A 23496-nucleotide genomic window follows, 5' to 3' on the forward strand; every position below is an offset into this window, starting at 1 on the left:
CTATTAAACTCCAATAGAATGTATATCCGTTTTGTAAATTACCTTGATACCGTTAACCAATACAGAAAATCTAAAATATCAAACCGTAATTTCCTAGTTATCCTCGCCATAATTGTTGGTGTACTGGCTGGTTTAGCAGCTGCAGCTTTAAAAAGCTTAACACATCACATAGAAGAATTTTTACAATCAGATTGGCACTGGAAGTATAAATATTATTTGTACTTCATTTTTCCGATGATTGGGATTTTTCTTACTGTCCTTTACATTAAATATTTTATTAGGAAAAGTAAATTTGAAACTGGTTTAACACCGTTGCTTTATGCAATTTCAAAAAAATCAAGCAGGGTAGAACCCCATAATATTTATTCGCAGATTATAACAGCTGCTATTACCGTAGGTTTTGGTGGATCAACGGGTTTGGAAGCCCCAATTGTAACCAGTGGATCAGCAATTGGATCTAACCTCGGTCGTTTTTTGGGTTTATCTTATAGAGAGATCACCATGCTGGTTGCCTGTGGTGCAGCAGCAGGAATAGCCGGAGCGTTTAATAGCCCAGTTGCAGGGATTGTTTTTGCTATCGAAATCTTATTACCAGAATTTACGATCCCAGCATTTATTCCGCTATTACTTTCCGCAGCCACCGCAGCTGTTGTAGCCAGGTTATTTTACACACAGCAACTGTTCTTTCTTGTAACCGAAGGTTGGAAAGTAAATGCACTATTCTACTACGTTATTCTAGCGCTGTTAATTGGTTTGTTTTCCATCTACTTTACAAAAGCTAATTACGCAGTTAAAGGTTTTTTTTACAAAGTTAAAAGTCCATATACTAAAGTTGTTATCGGTGGTTTAATTCTTGGAGCGATGGTTTTTTTATTCCCGACGCTTTATGGGGAAGGATATATTACCATAAAAAGTTTACTAAAAGGCGATTATTTAGCAGTAATTAACAACAGTATTTTTTCAGAATATAATAATATTCCTGCATTGGTTATTCTATTTACGGTTGTAACCATTTTTATGAAATCAATTGCCACATTGGTTACTTTGGGTGCTGGCGGTAATGGAGGAACGTTTGCCCCAAGTTTAATTATGGGCGGTTTAATTGGTTTCATTTTTGCCTACGTGATAAATCTTACGGGCATAGCAGAATTAAGTGTTTCTAATTTTATAGTTGCAGGTATGGCCGCTGCTTTGGGTGCGATTATGCATGCGCCTTTAACGGGTATTTTTTTAATTGCAGAAATTACTGGCGGATATATTTTGATGGTTCCGTTGATGATTACAACTGCAATTTCGTATGCCGTTAACCGCAGCTCTCAAAAACATTCTATTTATACCAAAGCGCTTGCTGATAAAGGAGAGCTTTTATCACATGAAGATAAAGACACAACAGTTTTAAACCAGATGAAATTAAAATATCTGATTGAGAAAAATTATCCGCAGTTAAATATGCAAGATTTATTATCTGTAAAGATGAATGAAATTTTGCAATCGCATAAAAACATCTGTGCTGTTACAGATGAGTTTGGCGATTTTAAAGGAATTATTTATGTCGAGGAACTCTTCAACGAAATGATTAATAATAAGGACAAAGATTCTATCACAGCTTCTCATCTGCTTCAATCTGCACCAGAATTGATTAAGGAAAACGACGACTTAAAATCCGTTTTGCAGAAAATGGAGCAAGATAATGTGTGGATACTACCTGTGGTAGATGAAGCCAATCGATACATTGGTTTTGTATCTAAAACAGCTATCTTTAATAAATACAGAGCTTTATTGATGAGGCAAAATGATTATATGGGGTAACCATTTCAACACTTCCATTCTAAGCTTTTCGAAGAACCTTTAACAAATGGCGTTGCTACAAGCTCAAGGTGACAAGATGCTTAACGACAAAAAAAGGAATATCGAGTACGCTCAATATTCCTTTTTCTTTTAAACTTTGAATCTTATTTACTCCGATCTCTTTAAACCAAATTTCTCAATTTTACTGTATAAATGACTTCTTTGTATGTCAATCTCATCAGCAGTTTTTGAAACATTCCAGTTGTTTTTTTCGAGTTTAAACTTAATAAATTCTCGTTCTGCGTGATCTTTATAATCTTGGAAATTATTAAAACTATCAAAGCTTGAAGCTAAGTTAGAACCTGCTGCGCCTGCGATTTGAGCACTTGTTGCAGCTCCAATATTTGTTCCACCACCAGGATTTGCAAAGGCACGAACATCATTTTCTGTGATTACTTTATCACTCAAAATAATTAAACGCTCAATCATATTGTGCAGTTCACGAACGTTACCTGTCCACGGTAAGGCTTGTAATGCAGCCATTCCACTATCATTAATCTTCTTTATTGGCATTCCATAATCATCGCAAATGCGTTCAAGAAAATTTTGAGCAATTACGGGAATATCGTCAATCCGCTCTGTTAAATGCGGAACGTGGATATTGATTACATTTAATCGGTGGTACAAATCCATACGGAAATTACCATCTTCAATTTCTTTTAATAAATCTTTATTTGTTGCCGCTAAAACACGAACGTTAACTTCTATTTCTTTTTCGCCACCAACACGGGTTATTTTATGTTCTTGTAAAGCACGAAGAACTTTTGCCTGAGCTGAAAGACTCATGTCGCCAATCTCATCGAGAAATAATGTTCCTCCGTTGGCCAATTCAAATTTACCAATGCGTTGTTTTACTGCTGAAGTAAATGAACCTTTTTCATGGCCAAAAAGCTCGCTTTCAATTAATTCTGAAGGAATTGCAGCGCAGTTTACCTCAATTAATGGACTATCTGCACGATTAGATTTTTCGTGTAGCCAACGGGCTACCAATTCTTTACCACTACCGTTTGCACCCGTTATTAAAACACGGGCCTCAGTAGGGGCAACACGCTCAATCGTTTCTTTAATTTTAGATATGCTATCCGAAGCACCAAGAATTTCGCGGGTTTTACTTGCTTTACGCTTTAAAACCTTCGTTTCAGTAACTAAATTACCACGATCTAAACCATTGCGAACCGTAATTAAAAGACGATTTAAATCTGGTGGTTTTGAAATGAAATCAAAAGCTCCTTTTTTGCTGGCTTCGATTGCGGTTTCAACTGTTCCGTGACCAGAAATCATGATGAAAGGCAAATCTGGTTTGATAACTTGAGCTTGTTCGAGCACTTCCATGCCATCCATCTTATTCATCTTGATATCACAAAGCACAAGGTCGAAATTGCCTTTCTTAATCATTTCGAGGCCATCAATGCCATTATCAATATCTTCTACATCGTAATTTTCATACTCAAGAATTTCGCGTAAGGTACTTCTTATCGCCCGCTCATCATCAATTATTAGTAGTTTAGCCATTCGGGATTTTTATTATTCTATTCTAGATGCGAATATATTATTTTTTAATTAATGTATAGTTTTTTATACAATGATTTACGCTATAAACGGTAAATATTGTAAAAGGTTTTAAGAGATATGAAATAGCACTTAGGGTTGGATATTGGGTGCAGAGCTACTGATTTTAATTTTGTAAACCTGACGGGAGCGATATACTTTTGTAAAGCTTTGACAACTTTATAATGCTGAGGAAAGAAAGTTGTCAAAGCTGAAAACAAAAGATAAAGCGTACGGCAGGACTGAACCAGCCTAAGAATAATTGTTTTTGCTTTTCTGAAAAATAAAAAAAAATGCAGGTCTATAAGCCGGGTTCTGTTTCTCGATTACTCGAGATTTCTATCATTAATCCACTATAAACGTTGCCGTTTATCTCTAACGACCTACCCACTAACATCGGACGGGCAGCCCTTTATCCCGATAGCTATCGGGACGTTAGCCTATTTGGTCTTTCAACTCTCGGGGTTTACAAACACTTACAGTCGCCTATAATGCTCGTGCGCTCTTACCGCACGTTTTCACCCTTACTCAGATCAAATCAGAGCGGTATATTTTCTGTTGCACTAAGCCGTAATTCAAGTTTTCATTCTTGAATCCCTTTCCGTTAGAAAGCGAGATGCCCTGCGTTGCCCGGACTTTCCTCTCTCTCGATTTTACTCGAAACAGCGATAGAACAACCTGCATTTTGCGCAAAGATGCTTGTTTTTAACTAAAAAGCCATCAAAAACCCAAAGATTTTTACAGCTATTTACAGTTTTGCAGTTGTAGTGAAACTTTTTTATAGGGAACAAAACCTTGATTATTTCCAAATGAATTGGTAGCATAAACCATTACCTGTGCTACATCGATATCAGTTAGTTCTGGAAATGCGGGCATTTTTTCTTTATATTCTTTGCCATGAATTATAAGTGATTCATTTGCGCCGTTTTTGATAATACAGGCTAAACGATTTTTGTTCGCCTTCAAAAATACTGAATCTGTTAGGGGTGGAGCTAACTGGCCTAATCCTTCTCCATTTAAGCCATGGCAGTTTTGACATTTAGCTATGTAAATATCTTTACCGTTCGACATGTAATTTTGAAGATCGATTGTTTCTTGGTTTTGACAGGAAACAATTATGGCAACTATTGAACACAGAAATATAGAATTAATGATGTATTTGCGCATGGATTTCTTATTAGATTAGTTTTGACAACTTTAATGGCTAACGTGCTATTAAAGTTGTCAAAGCATTATAATTTTGGTGAAAAACTACTTTTTATATTCAGCCAATAAAACTGGAATATCCTTTTTCAGTTGTTCTACTTGGTCTTCTTTAGTACCATCGTAAGCACCACGAATTCTTCTGTCTTTATCAATTAGAACCAGATAACCTTGGTGGATATAACCATCTTTAGCCGTACTATCTTCGCCAACCGCAACTAAATAATTTTTCTCGGCCAAAGTATAAACGCTGTCCTTACTACCGTAAAGAAATTGCCACTTGGGACCATCAACACCTAATTTTTGAGCATATTTTTTTAAAACATACGGTCTATCGTATTTAAAATCGATGGTATGCGATACAAACATCACATTAGGGTTTGTTTTAAATTCGTTATAAACCGTTATTAAATTGCGGTGCATAGTTGGGCAAATTGTAGTACAAGAAGTGAAGAAAAAATCAGCAATATAAACCTTACCATCGGTTGCTTTATTGGTGGTAACAACGCTGTCTTGGTTTAAAAAAGACCAGTTTGGAATGGTTTGATAGATCGTATCTATTTTTTCAGCACCATTTGCATCTTTAACTGTTTCTGCATGGCGCTCGCCGTAAAACGGAAGTTTTTTATCTTGCTGACAAGATGAAAGTATGGTAATGAATAGCAAACAGATTGCTATCGAAGAAATAATTTTATTCATGATGTTTTATTAAAATGTAAATATACAACCTCTGTTTTGTTAAAGCCTCACACTGTGAAAGTTTGCAGTAATTTTTGTTTTTCTGCAAGTCCCTCTCCATCCCGCTAGCTATCAGGAGAGATGGAAACAAAGATTCAGTGGTTTGGAAGCAGAGGGTTTAAAATACTGCCCACCAAAACCCTCTCTTCTGGAGAGGGCGACTGCAAATTAGCCAAACCATAAACTTTAATTGGGAGAGGCTTTAATGCTTATGATGCCCCATCTCCATTTTTCCCCCCGGAGTAACTTTATAAACTTTCAAAACTGAATCTGAAGCTCTAGTAACCTTGATGTAACCATCTTCAACCAATCTAACTTTTACCATTTGCGATTTATAATAATCTAAATCTTCCTGTTCATTTTTGCCTTTAAAATCATCTTTAAAGAAGTGCATCCAATCCATCATATCTTCATCAGCTTTGTTAAGCCTGTTAATTAAATCAGCTACTTTCAAAGAATCTTCTGTAGATTTTATCTGATCAGATTTCAAAACTGAATCCAACTTCATTTTATTCTTTACTACTTTTTCTCCATCCATCATTAATTTGTCGTGGATATTGAGCACTTCTTTTTTTACAGCTTTCGAATCAGGTTCTGTTTTGCATGCGCTAAAAAGAAAAACGATTGAGCAGAATGCTAATGTTATAATTTTTTTCATCTCTATTTAATTTTAAAAATTGTAAGTAATCCCGAAGTAAACCTTTCCTGCACTCATTGGGTGGTCGGTTTCACCCTCCCAAATGTTTTTTTGGATTCCTGCATTTAGTGCAATGTTCTTATAAAAAACATCTGCACCCAGGCCTCCCATTAAATTATTCATAACATGCTCGCCAGTTTTTACACCCTTGTATTTCTCTCCGCCAGAATATTCATAGAAAAACTGTGCAGATGGCATAACTTGCACTTCTTTACCAATTCTCTGCGTGTAGAAAATATTTAAAAAACTAGTTGTACTGTTTGCAATACCTTCCTCTTCGCTGTTTTTTCCGTTTACTTTGTAAGAAGTATTAAGGCTAGCACCGAACTTCCCAAGTCCAACTAAGTAGTTTAGATAAACAAATCCATCGGTACTTCCTGTTCCTGCTTGCATTAACGAAGAATAGCGAATGCCCTCATTGTTTTTAAAATCATTTTTTCCAGTAGGCAATTTAATTCCAGCGCCGGCAATAAGTTGTTGCTTAAAATTGCTTTCCCCTTTCTGAACTAGATGATATCCTGCGTAAAAATTTACATCTCCAACCCCAGAAATTGATGATGTATATCCATTATATCGCTCGCTGTTAGAAACATACGGAAGGATAGCGTTGACTTCCAGTCGGCTGGTTATAAAATACTTACCACGGATTTCTAACGATCTGTAAAGCTCGTAATCTTCTGGATTTTCATTATGATTTGTAATGGGCGAATTTTGGCTTTTTGCTGGAATAAAGAAGCTTCCTCCGTTTGGAAATAATGAATGAGGCTGGCCATTATAACCATTAAAAGATCGATATCTATAAAGTAAACTGATGCTGTTTCTGTTTAGATATGGGGTTATGCCCATAAAGCAACCACAAATGTCGCAGGCTAACGCTTGCGTACTCATAAATACGAAAACTAAAATTATCAGCTTACGCTTCACTGTATAATGTATTTTTGATAAACTCATTGTCTGTTAGTGTTTTTAAAAATGCTTTAATTTGTTCACGCTCTGCATCATTTAATTTAATTCCGTTTTTTAGTCGAACATCTAGATTTGGAGCAGCTTTAACACTTGAATTGTAATGTTCCAAAACTTCATCTAAACTGTAAAAACGGCCATCGTGCATATAAGGACTTGTATATTCGATGTTGCGTAGTGTTGGAACCCGAAACTTCCCAAAATCGGTACTTACTCCGGTTATATGCGATCTGCCTTCATCTGCACTTACTAGATCCAACCCATTATTTCGATAAGAAAAATCTGTAAAAAATGGTTCTGTATGGCAAGAACTGCACTTTTCTTTGAATAGGTTGTAGCCAGCCAGCTCAACAGATGAAAAAGTTGCTCCGCTTTCTTTGCGCATCACTTTATCATATTTAGAATTGCCAGAAACCAATACCGCTGTGAATTGAGTAATGGACTTGAGTACTCGCTGGGTGTTAATTTCTGATGATCCGAAAGCTTCATTAAAAAGATTTGGATATGGTGCCGTATTTTTTAAAAAGGCAACAATCGTTTCAATATCCGTTCCCATTTCGCAGGCATCGGTAATGGCATTTAATGGGGAAGTTTCGATGTTTTTTACTCCACCATCCCAAAAAAATGCCTTTTGCCAAGCTAAGTTAAAAAGGGGTGGCGTATTTCTCTTTCCCTGGCAATTGTTTACGCCATGACTAACGCGATGATCGAGTTGCGTAAAACCTGCGAACTGCTGATGACAGCTTCCGCAAGAAACACTTTTATCAGCAGATAAACGAGCCTCATAAAATAGCTTCTTGCCTAAAGTAAAACCTGCATTAGTTAATTTATTATCCTCGAAGTTGTACGCTGGCGATGGAAAATTAGATGGAACCGAGAAAGTAATTTTCAATTCTTCGGGGACAATCTTATCTTCATTCTTACTGCAAGCATACATCAATGCAATGCTTAAAAAAAGCATTGCAAAGACAATTAATTTCCTCAACATTTTAGTTGTGGATATGATCTAAACGGAATAAACCATTAGCATAGTTGTTCGCTACGATTACAGAATTGGCGCCTCCCATGGTAAAGTTCAAAGTCGAAAAACTAATGTCCGTTTTTCCAGTAAATAATGCACCTGCATTTACAATAAAGTGCATATCAGGTTTTTTATCTGTTCTTATTCTTAATGGATTTGCAACATTTATATCCGTTGAGAAAGTTCTAATGGTGTTGTTTGGATCCAAAACACCCCCAATATGAAATGTGAGCGCATTGTTTGTTGCTGTAGATTGTGGCGAAGTTCCTTCAAATTTTACAAAGATATATCCGCTGTTCCAAGTCCAAAACATGCCGTTTGTAGGGTCTAGAGCTTCAGTTTGAGCACCAGCAAAATTACGGGCATAATCTACACCAATTGTATATTCAACTTTGGTATAATCTCCCGTTGGAATATCTTTTAGCGTTATTTCTTCAGAATCTGATTTTGAAGCATCTATTAAAAAATAACTTTCTGGAATTAAGAATACAGTTCCATCTGCTTTGCTCAGTTTGATATTGCTCACATAGTACTTGAAGATGTTTATTTTAAAATCTTCTCCTTTAGCATTTTTGTAAGTATTTGTATTTAAAACTAATGGATTGCCATTTACTTGGTTTTCGAACTCCATTGTAAAGGTCGATTTTGTATCGGCAGTAATTTCATCATCGTTTTTTTTGCATGATGTTAAGAATATGATAGGGCATAAAAATGCCAATAAGTATTGTGATAATTTCATCTTTTGAAAATTGAATTGAATAAAAATTAATTTGATGTTATTCTGAATGTAATGAAGAATCTCCAAGACATAGTTGGAAATGATCAGCTTATCAGTAACAAAAAGGTGTTTTTTTAGGTGTAAGATTCTTCGCTGTGCTCAGAATGACAAATAGCCAAAATCTTGTAATTGCAGAGTATCCTATAAAAAACTTAATAAAAATTACTTAAACCGTTTTCGGTGGATGAAAAATTGAAGCAGAAAGATCTTTAACTGGTTTTTCTAGATAACCATTTTCTGATTTGATAATGAAGTAGGGGATGTTTTGATTGATTGCAATGGTCTGAAATTTAGGTTCAGCCTCTGCAACTCTTTTAATGTTCTCTTGTGCCTGTTTGTTTTTGCTCTCTAAATCTTTCAATTTACGAGCCAGGAAACATTGACCATCACAATGTAGTTCTGGATGTGCTTTATTAATACAGAATACACTCGTAATATATTCCTTATTCATTTGGTAACCAGTATAAGCCACCAACTGCATTGCGCCATTAGAAATGGTACAACTAATTAAGAAATATATTAGGATTCTTTTGAACATTTATTGAAGTGCAAAAGTATTAAAGAAATTGGGAGTGACAAAGAAAATAAAGCCATTTTTTAAAACCGTTGATTGAAATCAACGGCAATGAATACAAGGCATAATAGAAATTCTAATGCCGAATCTTTCAATTGCCAATAGAAATATTGGGCAAAATGCTTTTCGTTGCCGTCAGTTTCAACTGACGGATACAAAAAATCCAGATGCAATTTTGTGCATCTGGATTAATAAATTATTTAATCTTCTGCTAAGCCTGCAAATCAGCCATTACTGCCTTAATTTTATCTCCTAATTTTTCGTTAACAGCTTTGAAATCTTTACGATCTGCTAAAGGGGCATTAACGCTACAGTAGAATTTAATTTTAGGTTCAGTACCACTTGGGCGAGCAGAAACTATGCTTCCATCTTCCGTAATAAACTGTAAAACATCAGAAGCTGGATAATCCAATTTGGTTACCGTACCTGTTGTTAAATCTGTTTCTTTACTCAACTCATAATCTTTCAAAACAGCAACTTTAGAGCCTCCTAATGATGCAGGTGGATTATTTCTGAATTTTTCCATCATTGCTTTAATCTCTTCCGCTCCAGTTTTCCCCTTTTTAGTAAGCGAAACTAAGTCTTCTTTATATAACCCGTATTCAACGTATGTATCTAATAAAGCATCGTATAAACTATTGCCCTTATCTTTATAGTAAGCTGTCATTTCAGCAATAAATGCAGCAGAAACTACCGCATCCTTATCGCGAACTAAATCACCGATTAAGTAACCATAACTTTCTTCACCTCCTGCAATAAATGTTTTTTTACCTTGAAGTTGTGTAATAATCTGACCGATCCATTTGAAGCCTGTAAGCGTATTGAAATATTCTACGTTTTTAGCATCGCAAATGGCTTTAATTAAGCTCGTGGTTACAATGGTTGAAACAACAAATTCATTGCCTGTCAGTTTTCCATTCTCTTGCCAAGCCGTTAAAATATAATTGATTAATAAACTCCCTGTTTGATTACCATTAAGCAAAACCCATTCGCCATCGTTATCTTTAACTGCAATACCTACCCGGTCAGCATCAGGATCTGTTGCCAAAACTAAATCAGCATCAATTTCTTTAGCCTTATTCATAGCCAAGGTTAACGCCTCTTTTTCTTCCGGATTTGGATAAACTACCGTTGGAAAATTTCCATCAGGCGTGCTTTGTTCTTCAACTAAAGTAACATTGGTAAAACCGAATTGCTCCAAAGCTTTAGGAACCAATGTAATTCCAGTTCCATGGATAGGAGAGTACACAATTTTTAAATCATGCTGTCTTTTAATTGCATTAGGAGAAAGTGAAAGCGCAGTAATTCCGTCTAGATAAAGCTTATCTACATCTTCACCAATTAACTCAATATTTTCCTCAACGCGATCAAATTTTACCTCATCAATGCTTGTTATTTTATTTACCTCGTCGATAACCAATTTATCATCAGGAGAAGTAAATTGACCGCCATCTGCACCATAAGCCTTGTAACCGTTGTATTCTTTTGGGTTATGGGATGCTGTTAGCATTACACCACTTTTACAACCAAAATGGCGCACTGCGAAAGAAAGCTCTGGAGTTGGTCTTAATGCCGAAAAGAAATAAACATGAATTCCATTTGCCGAGAATACATCTGCAGTCGTTTTTGCAAAGAAATCAGAATTGTTTCTGCTGTCATGAGCAATGGCCACGCTAATTTTTTCACCTGGATATTTATTGTTCAAATAGTTTGCTAAACCTTGTGTAGCTGTTCCAATTGTATATTTGTTTACACGGTTAGAGCCAGCGCCCATTATGCCACGCAACCCCCCAGTTCCAAACTCTAGGCTCTTGTAAAAAGCATCGGTTAGTTCTGTAGTTGCATCTTTATCTACAAGGGCTTTAATTTCTGCCTTCGTATTTTTATCGTAGTTTCCATTTAACCACTGATTAATTGTGGCTTGAGTTGATTGATCAATTGCTTGCATTGAGCTTTATTTTTAATTTAATATCTGGTGTTGAACAAATTTAACGTACTGATGTTTGGTTGAAATCGATTTAATTTAACTTCATCCAAATTTTATTTTGTTGAGGGTGTTGCTTTTAACATGGTTTTGTTTAATTTCACGCCCCGATACAATAATAAAGAAAATTACATATTCCAGTATAAAATGAAGCTATTATAATTTTTTCTTTGATAAAAAAATATAATTGTTCTAGAGGGAATCCTTTCGAACTTCATTGCCAATAAAAACCAATAAAGAACTAAATGAAAATATTAAAATTTGGGGGTACTTCAGTCGGTAGTCCCGAGCGTATGACGAAGTTGTTGGATATCATTAATCCAAATGAAGAGCAGATTGTCGTTTTATCAGCAGTGTCTGGTACAACAAATAGCTTGGTAGAAATTTCAAATTATTTTTTAGCTGGAGATAAGAAGAAGGGGAGCGTTGCGATTGAAAATCTATATCAAAAATATAAGGACTTTGTTGTTGAACTTTTGCCTGCTTCTGATTTTCAGGAAATGGGAAATGAAGTTATTGATTATCATTTCAGCTTTTTAGCGGTTTTAACCAATGATATTTTTACAACGATTGAAGAAAAAGTTGTTTTGGCTCAGGGTGAATTATTATCTACAACTCTTTATCATATTTACTTAAAATCTATTGGTGTAGAATCTGTTTTGCTCCCTGCTTTAGATTTTATGAAAACGGATGAGGATAACGAACCGGATATTCCATTTACGACAAAACATTTAATGCCAATTTTGGCAGAGCATAAAGGCAATAAACTTTTTATTACCCAAGGATTTATTTGTCGCAATAGTTTTGGCGAAGTCGATAATTTACGCCGTGGCGGAAGTGATTATACAGCCTCTTTACTGGGTGCTGCAATTATGGCCGAAGAAGTTCAAATATGGACGGATATTGACGGAATGCACAATAATGACCCACGGATTGTAAAAGGAACTAAGCCAATTGCTCAACTATCATTTGATGAAGCAGCTGAGTTGGCTTATTTTGGAGCAAAGATTTTACACCCACAGTCAGTTTTTCCTGCGCAGAAGTATAAAATTCCTGTTCGTTTGTTAAATACAATGGAGCCAAGCGCTGCTGGGACTTTAATTACGCATGATAGCGAAAAAGGTAAGATAAAATCGATTGCTGCGAAAGATGGAATTACCGCAATCCGGATTCAATCGAGTAGAATGCTTTTGGCTTATGGTTTCTTACGTCGGGTATTTGAGGTTTTTGAACGCTACAAAACGCCAATTGATATGATTACAACTTCGGAAGTTGCTGTGTCTTTAACAATTGATGAAACGGCTCATTTGCCAAAAATTATCGAAGAGCTAGAAAGTTTTGGAACCGTTGAAGTAGATACAGATCACAGTATTGTTTGTGTAGTTGGCGATTTCGGGTCAGAAAAACATGGTTTTGCGAGTCGGGTTTTAGAGGGATTAAAACACATTCCAATTCGTATGATTTCTTATGGAGGAAGTAATTATAATGTTTCTCTACTGATTTTAAGTGAATATAAAACTGAGGCTTTGCGAAGTCTGCACAATAGATTATTCGAATAAATAGCTTAAATTAGCATTATGAATGAGGTGTTTTTTTTAGTGGAGGAAAGTTTAGAGGGCGGTTATGTTGCCAAAGCTCTAGGCGAATCAATTTTTACAGAAGCCGAAAATATGGATGATTTAAAAGTCAATATTAAAGAAGCTGTACTTTGTCATTTCGATGAAGATAAAATGCCAAAAATGATCCGCATTCATTCTGTTAAGGAAGAACTTTTAACCGTTTAACTTTTAATGAAAACGCCTCGTGATTTATCTGCCACAGATTTAATTAAGCTTTTAAAGAAATTTGGGTATGAAATTACAAGGCAAAAAGGAAGTCACATTCGGTTATCAGTTACTATTGGAGAAGTAACACATCATGTTACCATTCCGAACCACAATCCTTTAAAATTAGGAACATTATTATCAATAGTTAATGATGTTAGCGATTTTTTAAAAATCCCAAAAACTGAAATTTTAAAGTAGCTATTCGAATAGAAGATAAAAGGCGCCAATAATAACCAGCAATCCGATTAGGAAATGAATAGCCAAAAAGCTTGATGGTAACAATTCATTTTTGTGTTTCTTGTAAGAATTAAATAATCCTGCGGAAATGATAATAATGATAAATATGGCAGCTGCAATTTTCATAGGAATATAAAATTAGAAGGTTATGAAATTATCAAAATTAAAATCATGACGGTTTCATTTTCGAATAAAAAAAAGAAACAGTACAATTAGAAGTAAAACGATAAAGAATCGAATTTTTCCATTGTATTGCTTGCGGGTAATTCTTCCATGCTTTAAATCGAGGTAATTACCCAAATAAATTAGCCCAAAGAATAAAATTAAAATTATAATAAGGAATTTGAACATGTTCGCCGATAAAGATATATCAAAGTTTAACAATATAGAAACCCCTTTTTACTACTACGATACCGATTTGTTGCAAAAAACCTTGCAAACTTGTGCAAAAGCAGCTGCACCATTTCAGTTTCACATTCACTATGCTTTAAAGGCAAACTTTAACCAAGTTCTTCTTAATCAGATTAAAGAAATAGGTTTTGGTGCAGATTGCGTAAGTTCTGGCGAAGTTAGAAGAGCTGTAGAAGTTGGGTTTGATCACCAGAAAATTGTTTTTGCCGGAGTTGGTAAATCCGATAAAGAAATAAACGAGGCTTTGGATTTAGATATTTTCTGCTTTAATGTAGAGTCCGTTCAAGAATTGGAAGTTTTGAATGAACTTGCAGCTAAAAAGGGAAAAGTTGCTCAAGTAGCCATTCGCATAAATCCAAATGTTGATGCACATACACACCATAACATTACAACGGGCTTAGACGAGAACAAGTTCGGGGTTAATTCTTGGGATTTATCTGAATGTGCCGAAATGTTGAAAGCATCTCCAAATCTCAAATTTATCGGAATTCACTTCCATATTGGTTCTCAAATAACCAATTTAGATGTTTATAAAAATTTGTGCGTTCGCGTAAATGAATTTTCTAAATGGTTTGAGGATAAAGGTTTTGCTATTCAGGTTTTAAATGTTGGTGGTGGTTTAGGTATCGATTATTATAACCCAGATCATCAAATACCTGACTTCGAATCTTACTTTAAAATTTTTAATGAATTTTTAGAAGTTAAGCCGAATCAAGAAGTTCATTTCGAATTGGGAAGGGCTTTAGTTGGTCAATCAGCATCATTAATTACCAGAGCTTTATACATCAAGAATGGGAAAAAGAAAAATTTTGTCGTTTTAGATGCTGGAATGACAGAATTAATGCGTCCTGCGCTTTATCAAGCTTATCATAAAATAGAAAATCTAACTCAATCTAAAATCGTAGATCGTAAAACAGAAATCGTTAAATATGATATCGTTGGACCAATTTGCGAAAGTACAGATTGTTTTGGCAAGGAAGTAGAACAGCCAGAATCTTTTAGAGGCGACATATTCGCCATTCGTAGTGCTGGCGCTTACGGAGAAGTTATGGCATCTAAGTATAATTTAAGAGATGCTATAAGATTTATTTATAGCAACGAGATATAAACATTATGATCGTCATTTCGAGGCACGAAGCAATCTAATCTTTTTGCTAATGAAATCGCTTTTTGCCTCGCAATTGACGTTTTTAGCTATTTTTTCTTAGAAGTTACGAAAACAATTACGCCTGCAACTAATATTATTCCTCCGGCATAAGGTGGCCAGTTAACGGATTTTTCTTTATCCGCAGATATTTGTATTGGGCCAGCATCTACAACTTTTTCTCTTTTTGTATAGGAGAAACCTGTCCAGATTAACATGGCTATTCCAACGATTATAAGTACGAGTCCTACAGTTTTGTTCATGATTTAAATGTTAATTAAAATTTAAACAGTAAGAAAAGATTAATGTTTTACTCGTCAAAGAAATCAACAAGCCCACCAAGAAAATATTCGTCAATTCCCTCGGTAAAATCTTTATAGTCTTCTTCGGGAATATTGGTTTGCCTAAACTCTAATGAAGTTCCGCTTTTATCTTCGTGAAGTTTAATCGTAACAATCGAAGGTTCATTTTCCTCACCAAAGTACCATTGCTGAACTATTTTTTTACCAAATTCGAACTCGATATTCTTTCCAGCAATGTCACCATCCCAAAGCGAAAATTCAGTATCTGGTTTTTCTTCAAATTCAACCTCGGCACCTGTCCAAAGTTTTAAGCTGGTTTCTTTTGTAAGCGCTAAATAAACTTCCTCGGGCGGAGCGGGTATGTACGTATATTTTTTATAATCCATTCTGTATCATGATTTTTAGGATTTAAGGATTTTCAAGATAACGGTTCAAGAAAATAAAATCCAATCTTAGGCTTTTGTTTTAATATAAGTTCTAGTTAATTTTTATTTACGATTTATTACGCATTATCATGCTAATCCTTAAATCATTTTAATCCTGCTCTATATTTGTTTATTTTAGGATTGTATATTTTTTTAAATTGAAGACTTGTTGCTCCAAAATTAATCAATAATCCAATATTAAAATTATAAGCTACCACATAATTTTTAGCTTGAGCTAAATGATTGTTCTCTAAATTAATACAAGCTTTAAGTTCTACAGTAAGGATATTTTCAACGACAAAATCAGCACGTCTTTTCCCAACAATTAAACCATCGTAAAAGATTTCCTGCTCAACTTCTCTTTTAAATCTTATTCCAGCTTTTTCTAACTCAATTGCCAAGCATCTTTGATAAATTACTTCTTGAAATCCGTTTCCCAAAACATTGTGCACTTTCATTGCACATCCATTTATTCGATAAGTCAAATCTTCAATATCCATTTTACTAAAATTAATGGAATGAAAACTATAACAACAGGGGAACAGGATTAAAAGATTTTCAAGATGGTAGTTTCAGAAAAACCCAAACATAAAAAACCTTGTAATTTTAATTAATTGAATTATAATTTTATTGTTTTGAACTTATTAATATGCGCCTTATCATGTAAATCCTAAAATCACCTTAAATCTTGCTCCTTACTTAAACGCATTTAACCCTGTCACATCCATTCCCGTAATCAATAGATGAATATCGTGAGTACCTTCATAAGTTACAACAGATTCTAGATTCATCATGTGGCGCATAATCGAATATTCTCCAGTAATTCCCATTCCACCAAGCATTTGGCGGGCATTTCTAGCAATATCTAAAGCAATTTCGACACTATTTCTTTTTGCCATAGAGATTTGTTCCGCAGAGGCTCTTCCTTCGCTTTTAAGTACTCCTAATCTCCAAACCAAAAGCTGACCTTTTGTAATTTCCGTTACCATTTCAGCAAGTTTTTTCTGCTGCAATTGAAATCCTCCAATTGGTTTCCCGAATTGAACCCTTTCTTTTGAGTAACGAAGAGCGGTATCATAACAATCCATCGCAGCACCTAAGGCACCCCAAGCAATACCATAACGAGCTTGATTTAAACATCCCAACGGACCTTTTAAACCACGTATTTCTGGAAATATATTTTCTTTAGGAACTTTTACATTATCAAAAACCAACTCCCCAGTTGCAGAAGCTCTTAAACTCCATTTGTTATGTGTTTCGGGAGTAGAAAAACCTTCCATTCCACGTTCTACAACCATTCCTCTAATTTTTCCAGATTCATCTTTCGCCCACACCACTGCAATATCAGCAAAAGGTGCATTGCTGATCCACATTTTTGCGCCGTTTAGAATGTAGTGGCTTCCAGCATCTTTAATATTGGTAACCATCCCGCCGGGATTAGATCCATGATCGGGTTCCGTTAATCCGAAACAGCCCATCATTTCTCCACTAGCTAATTTTGGTAAATATTTTCTTCGTTGTTCTTCGGTACCGTAAGCGTAAATAGGATACATCACCAATGATCCCTGAACGGAAGCTGTTGAACGAATTCCAGAATCGCCACGCTCTATTTCTTGCATTATGATGCCGTAAGCGGTATAATCCAAACCTGCTCCACCATATTCTACGGGAATAGTTGGACCGAATGCACCAATATCTGCTAAGCCTTTTATTAAATGCTTAGGAAATTCTGCCTTTTGGGCATAATCTTCAATTATCGGACTCACTTCTTTCTTCACCCATTCTCTAGCGGTTGCGCGAATTAATTTGTGTTCATCGGTTAATAATTCATCTAATAAATAGTAGTCTGGTGCTTCGTACAAGTCTCTTCTTACTGATTTGCTCATTTGTAATCAATTATCTGGTTTAGAAATCGCGTTCATTTCAAAGGTAACAATTTACGGCAATGGGTATTATATTCGATAAGAAAAATTAATTTTGCGTTAGATAAATAAATAAATGAGCCAATTAAAACAAACTGTAGCTTTAAGAGATGTTAAATGTTTTGCGCTACATGGTTATTATTCCGAGGAGCAATTAATTGGAAATCATTTTGTTATCGATTTGGAAACAGAGTTTAGTCCTAAGGGATTCGATGATGAACTCAGTCAGACGGTTAATTATGAGGATTTAAATACCATTATTTTATCTGAAATGAAAAACACTCAAAAGCTGTTAGAGACCGTTTTAAATAATATTATTTCTAAAGTGATTGTCCTTTATCCTTTTGTGGAGACCATTAACGTAAGTATTAAAAAATTAAACCCGCCAATGCCCGGTCAAATTGGCTATTCCTTTGTTAAACTAACCTATACATCAGCAGATTAGAAATGAATTTCACTAAATTAAATCCAGAAATATTACGAGAAATAAAAAATGCCATAGGCGAAGAAAAGGTTTTTACCGATTCTGAAAGTTTGGAAAACTACAGTCATGATGAAACTGAAGATCTTCACTTTCAGCCAGAAGTAGTCGTAAAACCGACGACTACCGAAGAAGTATCAGCATTGCTTAAAATTTGTAATGAACATAATGTTCCTGTAACTCCTCGTGGTGGTGGAACTGGATTGAGTGGAGCAGCCTTACCAATCTTTGGAGGTGTTTCTTTATCGATGGAGAAATTCAAATCCATTATAAATATTGATACTGAAAACCTGCAAGCAACCGTAGAACCGGGCGTAATTACAGAAGTTTTTATAAATGCCGTTGCGGAAAAAGGACTTTTATATCCGGTAGATCCCAGTAGTAAAGGCTCTTGCTTTATAGGTGGAAATGTGGCGCATGGTTCAGGCGGACCTCGAGTTGTAAAATATGGAACAATCCGCGAATATATCTTAAATCTTGAAGTTGTTTTGCCTAATGGCGATGTAATTTGGACTGGTGCAAATACATTAAAATATGCTTCTGGATACAATTTAACGCAACTTATGATTGGTTCTGAAGGAACACTAGCGGTTGTAACTAAAATTATAACTAAACTTTTGCCAAAACCAACTCAGTCTGTTTTAATGATGGGTTCTTTTAGTACAAATGAAGATGCCTGCGCTGCTGTTTCTGCAATTTTTAGGGCGGGTGTAACTCCATCTGCACTAGAATTTATGGAAAGGAAAGGAGTGGAGTGGGTAATTAAATTCGATGATATCAAATTTGATTTAAAGGATGATGTAAAGGCGTTGTTAATGATCGAGTTTGATGGTGATGATTTGGATGATATATTTAAGAACTGCGAGAAAACTAACGTCGTTCTAGAAGAACATAATTGCACAGAAGTTTTGTTTGCGGATACTGCCCAGCAAAAAGAAGAATTGTGGCGAATGCGTAGAACTATGGCTGAATCTGTAAAATCTAACTCAGTTTATAAAGAAGAAGATACGGTGGTTCCACGTGCAGCTTTGCCGAAGTTAATCAATGGGATAAAAGAAATAGGGAGCAAATACGGTTTTGAGAGTGTTTGTTACGGCCATGCTGGCGATGGAAATTTGCATGTAAATATCATCAAAGCCGGAATGAGTGATGAAGATTGGAAAAACAAGCTCAAGTTTGGCATCACCGAAATTTTCGAATTAACAACTGCTTTGGGCGGAACACTATCTGGAGAGCACGGAATTGGTCTTGTTCAAAAGGAATTTATGCCAATTAAATATTCTGAAATTCATTTAAACCTAATGCGAGGTATTAAACAAGTTTTTGATCCTAAAGGAATTTTAAATCCGGGGAAGATAATGCCTGACACCCCCTAGCCCCCTAAAGGGGGAACTACAGGTGAGGTGGAAAGTTAAGCTCAAGTAACAAAGGATTTATAGATACACAAAATATTAAATATCTTTTGAGTAGCCCATTGAAATAGCGATGGAAAGGCAAAAGCCCCCTTTAGGGGGTTGGGGGTGTTATCGCCTCAAAATTTTTCATCTTTTGCTTTTCCGCCTCGGGTATGGCTGTTGGTTTACTTGTCGTATAATCTACCGCAATACAAACGGTTTTTCCTTTGCTACAAATAATTTCTTCGTCTCCTTTTATTTTTACGATTTGATAATCGAGATCAAAACTGGTATTGCCAATTCTTGATGTTTTTACATGCACAGCAATTTTATCGTTCATTACAATAGGTAAAATATAGTCCAGCTCTGCATGGGCAATTACAATTCCTGTTTTCTTCCAATCCCATTTAATAATTTCTTCCCAATACTTTGTTCTGGCAATTTCTAAGTAGGTAAAGTAAACTGAATTATTTACATGGCCCATTAAATCAAAATCAATAAAGCGCAAATGGATATTCGTTTTATAGTTGAATTTGTCTGAAAAACTTCTTATATCTGTCAATTTGTCTACTGATTTGACTTTATTTTGCCAAAATGTCTTAAAAATCATAAATTTTTGGATTGGTATGTAAGTTGAATGTGGTGTATTATCAATTTAAAAATAAAAAAATAAAGGATTATAGATATGACACTTGTAAAATTTAACAACAGAACCCGTAACACAGCTCCCTACTTTAACAATGTTTTTGATTCATTGTTTAGCGATGCAATAACTAAAAATAAAATGGTCGATAAATCACCAAATGTTAACATCAGCGAAACTGAAAGTGCTTACGTTATTGATATTGCAGCTCCTGGTTTGAAAAAAGAAGATTTTCAAATTAATTTAAAGAAAGATACACTTTCAGTTTGGGCTGAGGTAAAAAGAGAAGAAGTAGATGCCGATTTTACTCGTAAAGAGTTTGATTACAGCTCTTTTGCTAGATCATTCAATTTACCAGATAGTGCCGATGGTGATAAAATTACTGCTGAATATAAAGATGGTATTTTAAATATCAGCATCAGCAAAAAAGACGATGCTAAATTACAACATAAAGAAATTGTAGTATCGTAATAAAGAATTTCTCGCAAGAGGGTTTTTCATAATAGTTTAAGTTTAGGTTTTATAGGGTTTGTGCTGGATAGCATTAACCCTATTTTTTTGCTCTTTTTTTGTTACCTCATGATTTATTGATACATGGAAAATATACATTGAAACTAATTAACGATTGAACTAATGAACCATTTTTGTACTTTTGCGGCATGGAAAGAGAAATTCTGGATACTAAACGAAAAGCATTAAAAATAAATCTTGACCCACGTATTTACGGCACATTTGCAGAAATAGGGGCAGGACAAGAAGTTTCTAGAAACTTCTTTAATGCTGGTGCAGCATCTGGAACAGTAGCCAAAACCATGTCTGCTTATGATATGACTTTTAGCGACGCCATTTACGGCGCCGAAGCTTCTGGTCGATATGTTAGCCAAAATCGGCTGTTACAAATGCTCGATCATGAATTTGGTTTGTTAAATGAACGTTTATCTGGAGAAAAATATGAAAGTCGTACATTTTTCGCCTTTGCAGATACTGTAACTACTCTAAATTATAAGCGTACAAATGAACCGCACGGTTGGGTTGGGATTCGTTTTCAAAGTGAACCAGGAGGTTTACCAAATGAGATATTTTTTCACGTTAGACTTTTAGATACCGATGTAAATATGCAACAGCGTGTTTTGGGGATTATTGGTGTAAACCTATTATATGCTGCCTTTTATCACCATGAAGATCCTCAAGTAATGGTAGAATCTTTGGCGGATAACTTGACCATAGATTCGGTAGAAATCGATTTAATTTCTGTAAAAGGTCCTGCTTTTCCTGAGGCAAACAACATCTTGCTTAATCTATATATGATTATGAAAGATTTTTCTGCAGCTGCTATATTCGATTCGGAAGCGCATCCTCGCCAAGCCAAAGATTTGTTGTATAAAAAGGATATCATGATTTTGAGAACCAAATATGGTCAGAAATCACTCCCTAACTTTAATTTGTTTAACAAGGCTACGGATCAATTTAAACGCACTAACCAAGTAGAGGATGGAAATTTAGCCGTAATGATTGAAGTCTTATTAACAAATGTTCTTACCGATGCGCAGGAAACTCCAGATGATGTTGATTTAGAAGCGGTTGCTAAAAGAACTCAAGAGATGTGCGATACAGGAAACATCGTAATCGTTTCCAATTTTACACGTCACAATCGATTAGCTAAATATTTGGATCGTTGTAAACCTAAAAGCGTTGGCTTAGCCACTAACATTAACAACTTAAAATTTGTATTTAATTCAACCAATTTTGGTGAGAATTACTCTGGCCAGTTATTGAGTTATGTAAATGATATGTTTAGCAAAAATGTGCGTTTGTTTGCCTATCCTTTTTTAGATAAAAAGACAAATAAAGTTATTACAACTGCAAATATGCCGGTAACTCCAGAAGCAAAACCGTTATTTGATTTTCTGTTGATAAATGGATATATAACTGATATTAAGGATTATAGTGAAGATGAGGTGAAAACGGTTTAATACATTTTGTCATTCTGAGGAACGAAGAATCCTTACCCTAGTAGCACTGCCTTTGAATTTCTTACTCCTTTTTCGATAATTTTAATAGGCCGCATTTCATCGATTGAGATTCTTCACTGCGTTAAGAATGACAAACAGTCGACTTAACCACCACAGACCTAGTTGTTCTTAGGTGCCTCAGTTGGTGAGAAAACATTAAAGACTTCGAAGTGTAGAGCCATTTTCACTCACCTCTAAAACGTGATTTACACCACACTTAAAAGCAAAGTTATTACGTTGATGGCCAACAGGGAAATCGAAAGCGATAGGATAGCTATACTCCGCAACTTTCTCCAAAACAATTTCGTAAATAGTTTTTCCAAATTCTTCACCAGCATCATCAGGCTTTACTTTAAATCCGCCAATAATTAAGCCTTTTAAGTTTTTTAATTTTCCGCTGCGTTTCAAATTCCAGAGCATTCTATCTATGCTATAAAGGTATTCGCCAGTGTCTTCTATAAAAAGAATTTTGTTTTTAGTGTTCAAATCAGAATCGCTTCCAGCTAAGGTTTCGATGATACTTAAATTGCCACCAACTAAAATTCCATCAACTTTGCCTAATCTGTTATTGATATTAATAGGAGCAGAGTAACCCATTTGCTCGCCAATTAAAGCATTTTTAATTGATAAAATAGTTTCAATTTGAATGGGTTCAGCTTTTGCCCAATCGTCAGGAAAGCTGTTACACATTTTAGAATGAATGGAGGCGATGTTGTAATTCTTCGCCAGATGGCAATGCAGAACGGTAATATCACTAAAGCCGATAATCCATTTTGGATTTCTCTTAAAATTAGAAAAATCCAGTTTATCAATTATCCTAACAAAGCCATAACCACCTCGGGCGCACATGATGGCATTAACATTAGGATCATCAAGCATTTGTTGAAAGTCAACTCTTCTTTCTTCATCAGTTCCGCCATAGGTAAAATCGCGTTTGCCAATAGTTGTTCCAATTTTAATGTTGAAACCCCAATTCTGCATTTGTAATACCGATGGTTGAATTTGATCTAAAGTAATGTATCCTGCCGGACTTGTAATGCCAATTGTATCACCTTGTTTTAAGTAAGGAGGGATTTTGAAAGAGGATAAATTCTCTGGCTCCACAGCTTTTGCCAAAGTTTTGAATACAGGGGTAGCAGTTGTTGCAATAAGAAAGGAGGAAAGGAAATATTTTCTATTCATTTATATTAAAATGAGATGTGATCTAGCGAATATAGGATTTATTGCTTTTTGCTTAAATAGAAAAAGGGATTTATATCCATAAATCCCCTTTTTAAACCAAACAAATTAATCTGTAAAAGATTAGTATAATGTGAATTATCTAAATAACCAATAACGAAAAGGA

At 35.2% G+C, this 23496-nt stretch carries 25 protein-coding genes and 1 other RNA gene; 9 read left to right on the forward strand and 17 right to left on the reverse strand.

Features of this window, described 5'->3' with window-relative positions:
* The first annotated feature begins 18 nt into the window (after positions 1-18).
* Positions 19-1809 carry a chloride channel protein gene (locus H7U22_RS08180; RefSeq protein WP_187070859.1) on the forward strand — a complete coding sequence of 597 codons (1791 nt, stop codon included), beginning with the start codon at positions 19-21 and terminating at the stop codon, positions 1807-1809.
* 147 nt (positions 1810-1956) lie between these two features.
* Here H7U22_RS08180 and H7U22_RS08185 read toward each other — a convergent pair whose 3' ends face one another.
* The 10 genes from H7U22_RS08185 to H7U22_RS08230 all read right to left on the reverse strand — a co-directional run bounded on the left by H7U22_RS08185 (position 1957) and on the right by H7U22_RS08230 (position 11318).
* Positions 1957-3360, reverse strand: coding sequence for a sigma-54-dependent transcriptional regulator (locus H7U22_RS08185; RefSeq protein WP_187070860.1), 1404 nt, complete (start codon positions 3358-3360; stop codon positions 1957-1959).
* A 324-nt stretch (positions 3361-3684) separates the two neighbouring features.
* An RNA gene (gene rnpB / locus H7U22_RS08190) (RNase P RNA component class A) lies at positions 3685-4081 on the reverse strand.
* Between the two features lie 59 nt (positions 4082-4140).
* Positions 4141-4563, reverse strand: coding sequence for a c-type cytochrome (locus tag H7U22_RS08195; RefSeq protein ID WP_187070861.1), 423 nt, complete (start codon positions 4561-4563; stop codon positions 4141-4143).
* Between the two features lie 84 nt (positions 4564-4647).
* Positions 4648-5298 carry an SCO family protein gene (locus H7U22_RS08200; protein WP_187070862.1) on the reverse strand — a complete coding sequence of 217 codons (651 nt, stop codon included), beginning with the start codon at positions 5296-5298 and terminating at the stop codon, positions 4648-4650.
* Positions 5299-5539: 241 nt separating this feature from the next.
* Entirely contained in the window at positions 5540-5995 is a 456-nt protein-coding gene (locus H7U22_RS08205; RefSeq protein WP_187070863.1) for a hypothetical protein, read from the reverse strand.
* A gap of 12 nt (positions 5996-6007) precedes the next feature.
* The gene (locus tag H7U22_RS08210) at positions 6008-6922 is read right to left on the reverse strand and encodes a transporter (protein ID WP_187070864.1); all 915 of its coding nucleotides are present in this window, start codon (positions 6920-6922) and stop codon (positions 6008-6010) included.
* Positions 6923-6947: 25 nt separating this feature from the next.
* Positions 6948-7985: a cytochrome-c peroxidase gene (locus tag H7U22_RS08215; protein ID WP_248284702.1), complete on the reverse strand. Its 1038-nt coding sequence runs from the start codon at positions 7983-7985 to the stop codon at positions 6948-6950.
* 1 nt (position 7986) lies between these two features.
* Positions 7987-8757: an MbnP family protein gene (locus tag H7U22_RS08220; RefSeq protein WP_187070865.1), complete on the reverse strand. Its 771-nt coding sequence runs from the start codon at positions 8755-8757 to the stop codon at positions 7987-7989.
* A 205-nt stretch (positions 8758-8962) separates the two neighbouring features.
* Entirely contained in the window at positions 8963-9334 is a 372-nt protein-coding gene (locus H7U22_RS08225) for a hypothetical protein (protein WP_187070866.1), read from the reverse strand.
* Between the two features lie 247 nt (positions 9335-9581).
* The gene (locus H7U22_RS08230; RefSeq protein ID WP_187070867.1) at positions 9582-11318 is read right to left on the reverse strand and encodes a phospho-sugar mutase; all 1737 of its coding nucleotides are present in this window, start codon (positions 11316-11318) and stop codon (positions 9582-9584) included.
* 281 nt (positions 11319-11599) lie between these two features.
* Between H7U22_RS08230 and H7U22_RS08235 the strand changes: the two genes are divergently transcribed.
* From H7U22_RS08235 to H7U22_RS08245, 3 genes are read left to right on the forward strand one after another with little or no spacing between them, the layout of a single operon-like run.
* Positions 11600-12913 (forward strand): aspartate kinase, encoded by a 1314-nt coding sequence (locus H7U22_RS08235; RefSeq protein WP_187070868.1) that lies wholly within the window; start codon positions 11600-11602, stop codon positions 12911-12913.
* An 18-nt stretch (positions 12914-12931) separates the two neighbouring features.
* Positions 12932-13138: a 2-oxoisovalerate dehydrogenase gene (locus H7U22_RS08240; protein ID WP_187070869.1), complete on the forward strand. Its 207-nt coding sequence runs from the start codon at positions 12932-12934 to the stop codon at positions 13136-13138.
* Positions 13139-13144: 6 nt separating this feature from the next.
* Positions 13145-13378 carry a type II toxin-antitoxin system HicA family toxin gene (locus H7U22_RS08245; RefSeq protein ID WP_187070870.1) on the forward strand — a complete coding sequence of 78 codons (234 nt, stop codon included), beginning with the start codon at positions 13145-13147 and terminating at the stop codon, positions 13376-13378.
* Here H7U22_RS08245 and H7U22_RS08250 read toward each other — a convergent pair whose 3' ends face one another.
* A complete protein-coding gene (locus H7U22_RS08250; protein WP_187070871.1) occupies positions 13379-13543 on the reverse strand; it encodes a hypothetical protein in 165 nt (54 codons plus the stop codon). It lies immediately after the preceding gene.
* A 223-nt stretch (positions 13544-13766) separates the two neighbouring features.
* On the opposite strand from H7U22_RS08250, the gene lysA reads away from it, so the two are divergent.
* Complete coding sequence (gene lysA, locus H7U22_RS08255) at positions 13767-14936, forward strand: diaminopimelate decarboxylase (RefSeq protein WP_187070872.1); 1170 nt, start codon at positions 13767-13769, stop codon at positions 14934-14936.
* Positions 14937-15022: 86 nt separating this feature from the next.
* On the opposite strand, the gene H7U22_RS08260 is transcribed toward lysA, so the two are convergent.
* The 4 genes from H7U22_RS08260 to H7U22_RS08275 all read right to left on the reverse strand — a co-directional run bounded on the left by H7U22_RS08260 (position 15023) and on the right by H7U22_RS08275 (position 17585).
* Entirely contained in the window at positions 15023-15235 is a 213-nt protein-coding gene (locus H7U22_RS08260) for a hypothetical protein (RefSeq protein ID WP_187070873.1), read from the reverse strand.
* A gap of 47 nt (positions 15236-15282) precedes the next feature.
* Positions 15283-15660 (reverse strand): SRPBCC domain-containing protein, encoded by a 378-nt coding sequence (locus H7U22_RS08265; protein ID WP_187070874.1) that lies wholly within the window; start codon positions 15658-15660, stop codon positions 15283-15285.
* A 143-nt stretch (positions 15661-15803) separates the two neighbouring features.
* The gene (locus H7U22_RS08270) at positions 15804-16199 is read right to left on the reverse strand and encodes a GxxExxY protein (RefSeq protein ID WP_187070875.1); all 396 of its coding nucleotides are present in this window, start codon (positions 16197-16199) and stop codon (positions 15804-15806) included.
* Positions 16200-16394: 195 nt separating this feature from the next.
* Positions 16395-17585 carry an acyl-CoA dehydrogenase family protein gene (locus tag H7U22_RS08275; RefSeq protein ID WP_187070876.1) on the reverse strand — a complete coding sequence of 397 codons (1191 nt, stop codon included), beginning with the start codon at positions 17583-17585 and terminating at the stop codon, positions 16395-16397.
* Positions 17586-17697: 112 nt separating this feature from the next.
* On the opposite strand from H7U22_RS08275, the gene H7U22_RS08280 reads away from it, so the two are divergent.
* Positions 17698-18066 carry a dihydroneopterin aldolase gene (locus H7U22_RS08280; RefSeq protein ID WP_187070877.1) on the forward strand — a complete coding sequence of 123 codons (369 nt, stop codon included), beginning with the start codon at positions 17698-17700 and terminating at the stop codon, positions 18064-18066.
* Positions 18067-18068: 2 nt separating this feature from the next.
* Positions 18069-19478, forward strand: a complete 1410-nt coding sequence (locus H7U22_RS08285) for an FAD-binding oxidoreductase (RefSeq protein WP_187070878.1) — start codon at positions 18069-18071, stop codon at positions 19476-19478.
* 130 nt (positions 19479-19608) lie between these two features.
* Here H7U22_RS08285 and H7U22_RS08290 read toward each other — a convergent pair whose 3' ends face one another.
* Positions 19609-20106: an acyl-CoA thioesterase gene (locus tag H7U22_RS08290; RefSeq protein WP_187070879.1), complete on the reverse strand. Its 498-nt coding sequence runs from the start codon at positions 20104-20106 to the stop codon at positions 19609-19611.
* A 75-nt stretch (positions 20107-20181) separates the two neighbouring features.
* Here H7U22_RS08290 and H7U22_RS08295 point away from each other — a divergent pair, with 75 nt between their 5' ends.
* Together H7U22_RS08295 and H7U22_RS08300 are read left to right on the forward strand one after the other, a co-directional pair.
* Positions 20182-20610 (forward strand): Hsp20/alpha crystallin family protein, encoded by a 429-nt coding sequence (locus H7U22_RS08295; protein ID WP_187070880.1) that lies wholly within the window; start codon positions 20182-20184, stop codon positions 20608-20610.
* 188 nt (positions 20611-20798) lie between these two features.
* Positions 20799-22112 carry a nicotinamide mononucleotide adenylyltransferase gene (locus tag H7U22_RS08300; protein ID WP_187070881.1) on the forward strand — a complete coding sequence of 438 codons (1314 nt, stop codon included), beginning with the start codon at positions 20799-20801 and terminating at the stop codon, positions 22110-22112.
* A 195-nt stretch (positions 22113-22307) separates the two neighbouring features.
* On the opposite strand, the gene H7U22_RS08305 is transcribed toward H7U22_RS08300, so the two are convergent.
* A complete protein-coding gene (locus H7U22_RS08305; RefSeq protein ID WP_187070882.1) occupies positions 22308-23333 on the reverse strand; it encodes a S66 peptidase family protein in 1026 nt (341 codons plus the stop codon).
* Positions 23334-23496: the final 163 nt, after the last annotated feature.

This window comes from Pedobacter fastidiosus, from assembly GCF_014306625.1.
GTDB classification, from domain to species: Bacteria; Bacteroidota; Bacteroidia; order Sphingobacteriales; family Sphingobacteriaceae; genus Pedobacter; species Pedobacter fastidiosus.

Coding starts and splice junctions, on each gene's coding strand:
- H7U22_RS08180 (WP_187070859.1), top strand. CDS start 19: ATGTATATCCGTTTTGTAAATTACCTTGATACCGTTAACCAATACAGA.
- H7U22_RS08185 (WP_187070860.1), bottom strand. CDS start 3,360: ATGGCTAAACTACTAATAATTGATGATGAGCGGGCGATAAGAAGTACC.
- H7U22_RS08195 (WP_187070861.1), bottom strand. CDS start 4,563: ATGCGCAAATACATCATTAATTCTATATTTCTGTGTTCAATAGTTGCC.
- H7U22_RS08200 (WP_187070862.1), bottom strand. CDS start 5,298: ATGAATAAAATTATTTCTTCGATAGCAATCTGTTTGCTATTCATTACC.
- H7U22_RS08205 (WP_187070863.1), bottom strand. CDS start 5,995: ATGAAAAAAATTATAACATTAGCATTCTGCTCAATCGTTTTTCTTTTT.
- H7U22_RS08210 (WP_187070864.1), bottom strand. CDS start 6,922: ATGAGTACGCAAGCGTTAGCCTGCGACATTTGTGGTTGCTTTATGGGC.
- H7U22_RS08215 (WP_248284702.1), bottom strand. CDS start 7,985: ATGTTGAGGAAATTAATTGTCTTTGCAATGCTTTTTTTAAGCATTGCA.
- H7U22_RS08220 (WP_187070865.1), bottom strand. CDS start 8,757: ATGAAATTATCACAATACTTATTGGCATTTTTATGCCCTATCATATTC.
- H7U22_RS08225 (WP_187070866.1), bottom strand. CDS start 9,334: ATGTTCAAAAGAATCCTAATATATTTCTTAATTAGTTGTACCATTTCT.
- H7U22_RS08230 (WP_187070867.1), bottom strand. CDS start 11,318: ATGCAAGCAATTGATCAATCAACTCAAGCCACAATTAATCAGTGGTTA.
- H7U22_RS08235 (WP_187070868.1), top strand. CDS start 11,600: ATGAAAATATTAAAATTTGGGGGTACTTCAGTCGGTAGTCCCGAGCGT.
- H7U22_RS08240 (WP_187070869.1), top strand. CDS start 12,932: ATGAATGAGGTGTTTTTTTTAGTGGAGGAAAGTTTAGAGGGCGGTTAT.
- H7U22_RS08245 (WP_187070870.1), top strand. CDS start 13,145: ATGAAAACGCCTCGTGATTTATCTGCCACAGATTTAATTAAGCTTTTA.
- H7U22_RS08250 (WP_187070871.1), bottom strand. CDS start 13,543: ATGAAAATTGCAGCTGCCATATTTATCATTATTATCATTTCCGCAGGA.
- lysA (WP_187070872.1), top strand. CDS start 13,767: ATGTTCGCCGATAAAGATATATCAAAGTTTAACAATATAGAAACCCCT.
- H7U22_RS08260 (WP_187070873.1), bottom strand. CDS start 15,235: ATGAACAAAACTGTAGGACTCGTACTTATAATCGTTGGAATAGCCATG.
- H7U22_RS08265 (WP_187070874.1), bottom strand. CDS start 15,660: ATGGATTATAAAAAATATACGTACATACCCGCTCCGCCCGAGGAAGTT.
- H7U22_RS08270 (WP_187070875.1), bottom strand. CDS start 16,199: ATGGATATTGAAGATTTGACTTATCGAATAAATGGATGTGCAATGAAA.
- H7U22_RS08275 (WP_187070876.1), bottom strand. CDS start 17,585: ATGAGCAAATCAGTAAGAAGAGACTTGTACGAAGCACCAGACTACTAT.
- H7U22_RS08280 (WP_187070877.1), top strand. CDS start 17,698: ATGAGCCAATTAAAACAAACTGTAGCTTTAAGAGATGTTAAATGTTTT.
- H7U22_RS08285 (WP_187070878.1), top strand. CDS start 18,069: ATGAATTTCACTAAATTAAATCCAGAAATATTACGAGAAATAAAAAAT.
- H7U22_RS08290 (WP_187070879.1), bottom strand. CDS start 20,106: ATGATTTTTAAGACATTTTGGCAAAATAAAGTCAAATCAGTAGACAAA.
- H7U22_RS08295 (WP_187070880.1), top strand. CDS start 20,182: ATGACACTTGTAAAATTTAACAACAGAACCCGTAACACAGCTCCCTAC.
- H7U22_RS08300 (WP_187070881.1), top strand. CDS start 20,799: ATGGAAAGAGAAATTCTGGATACTAAACGAAAAGCATTAAAAATAAAT.
- H7U22_RS08305 (WP_187070882.1), bottom strand. CDS start 23,333: ATGAATAGAAAATATTTCCTTTCCTCCTTTCTTATTGCAACAACTGCT.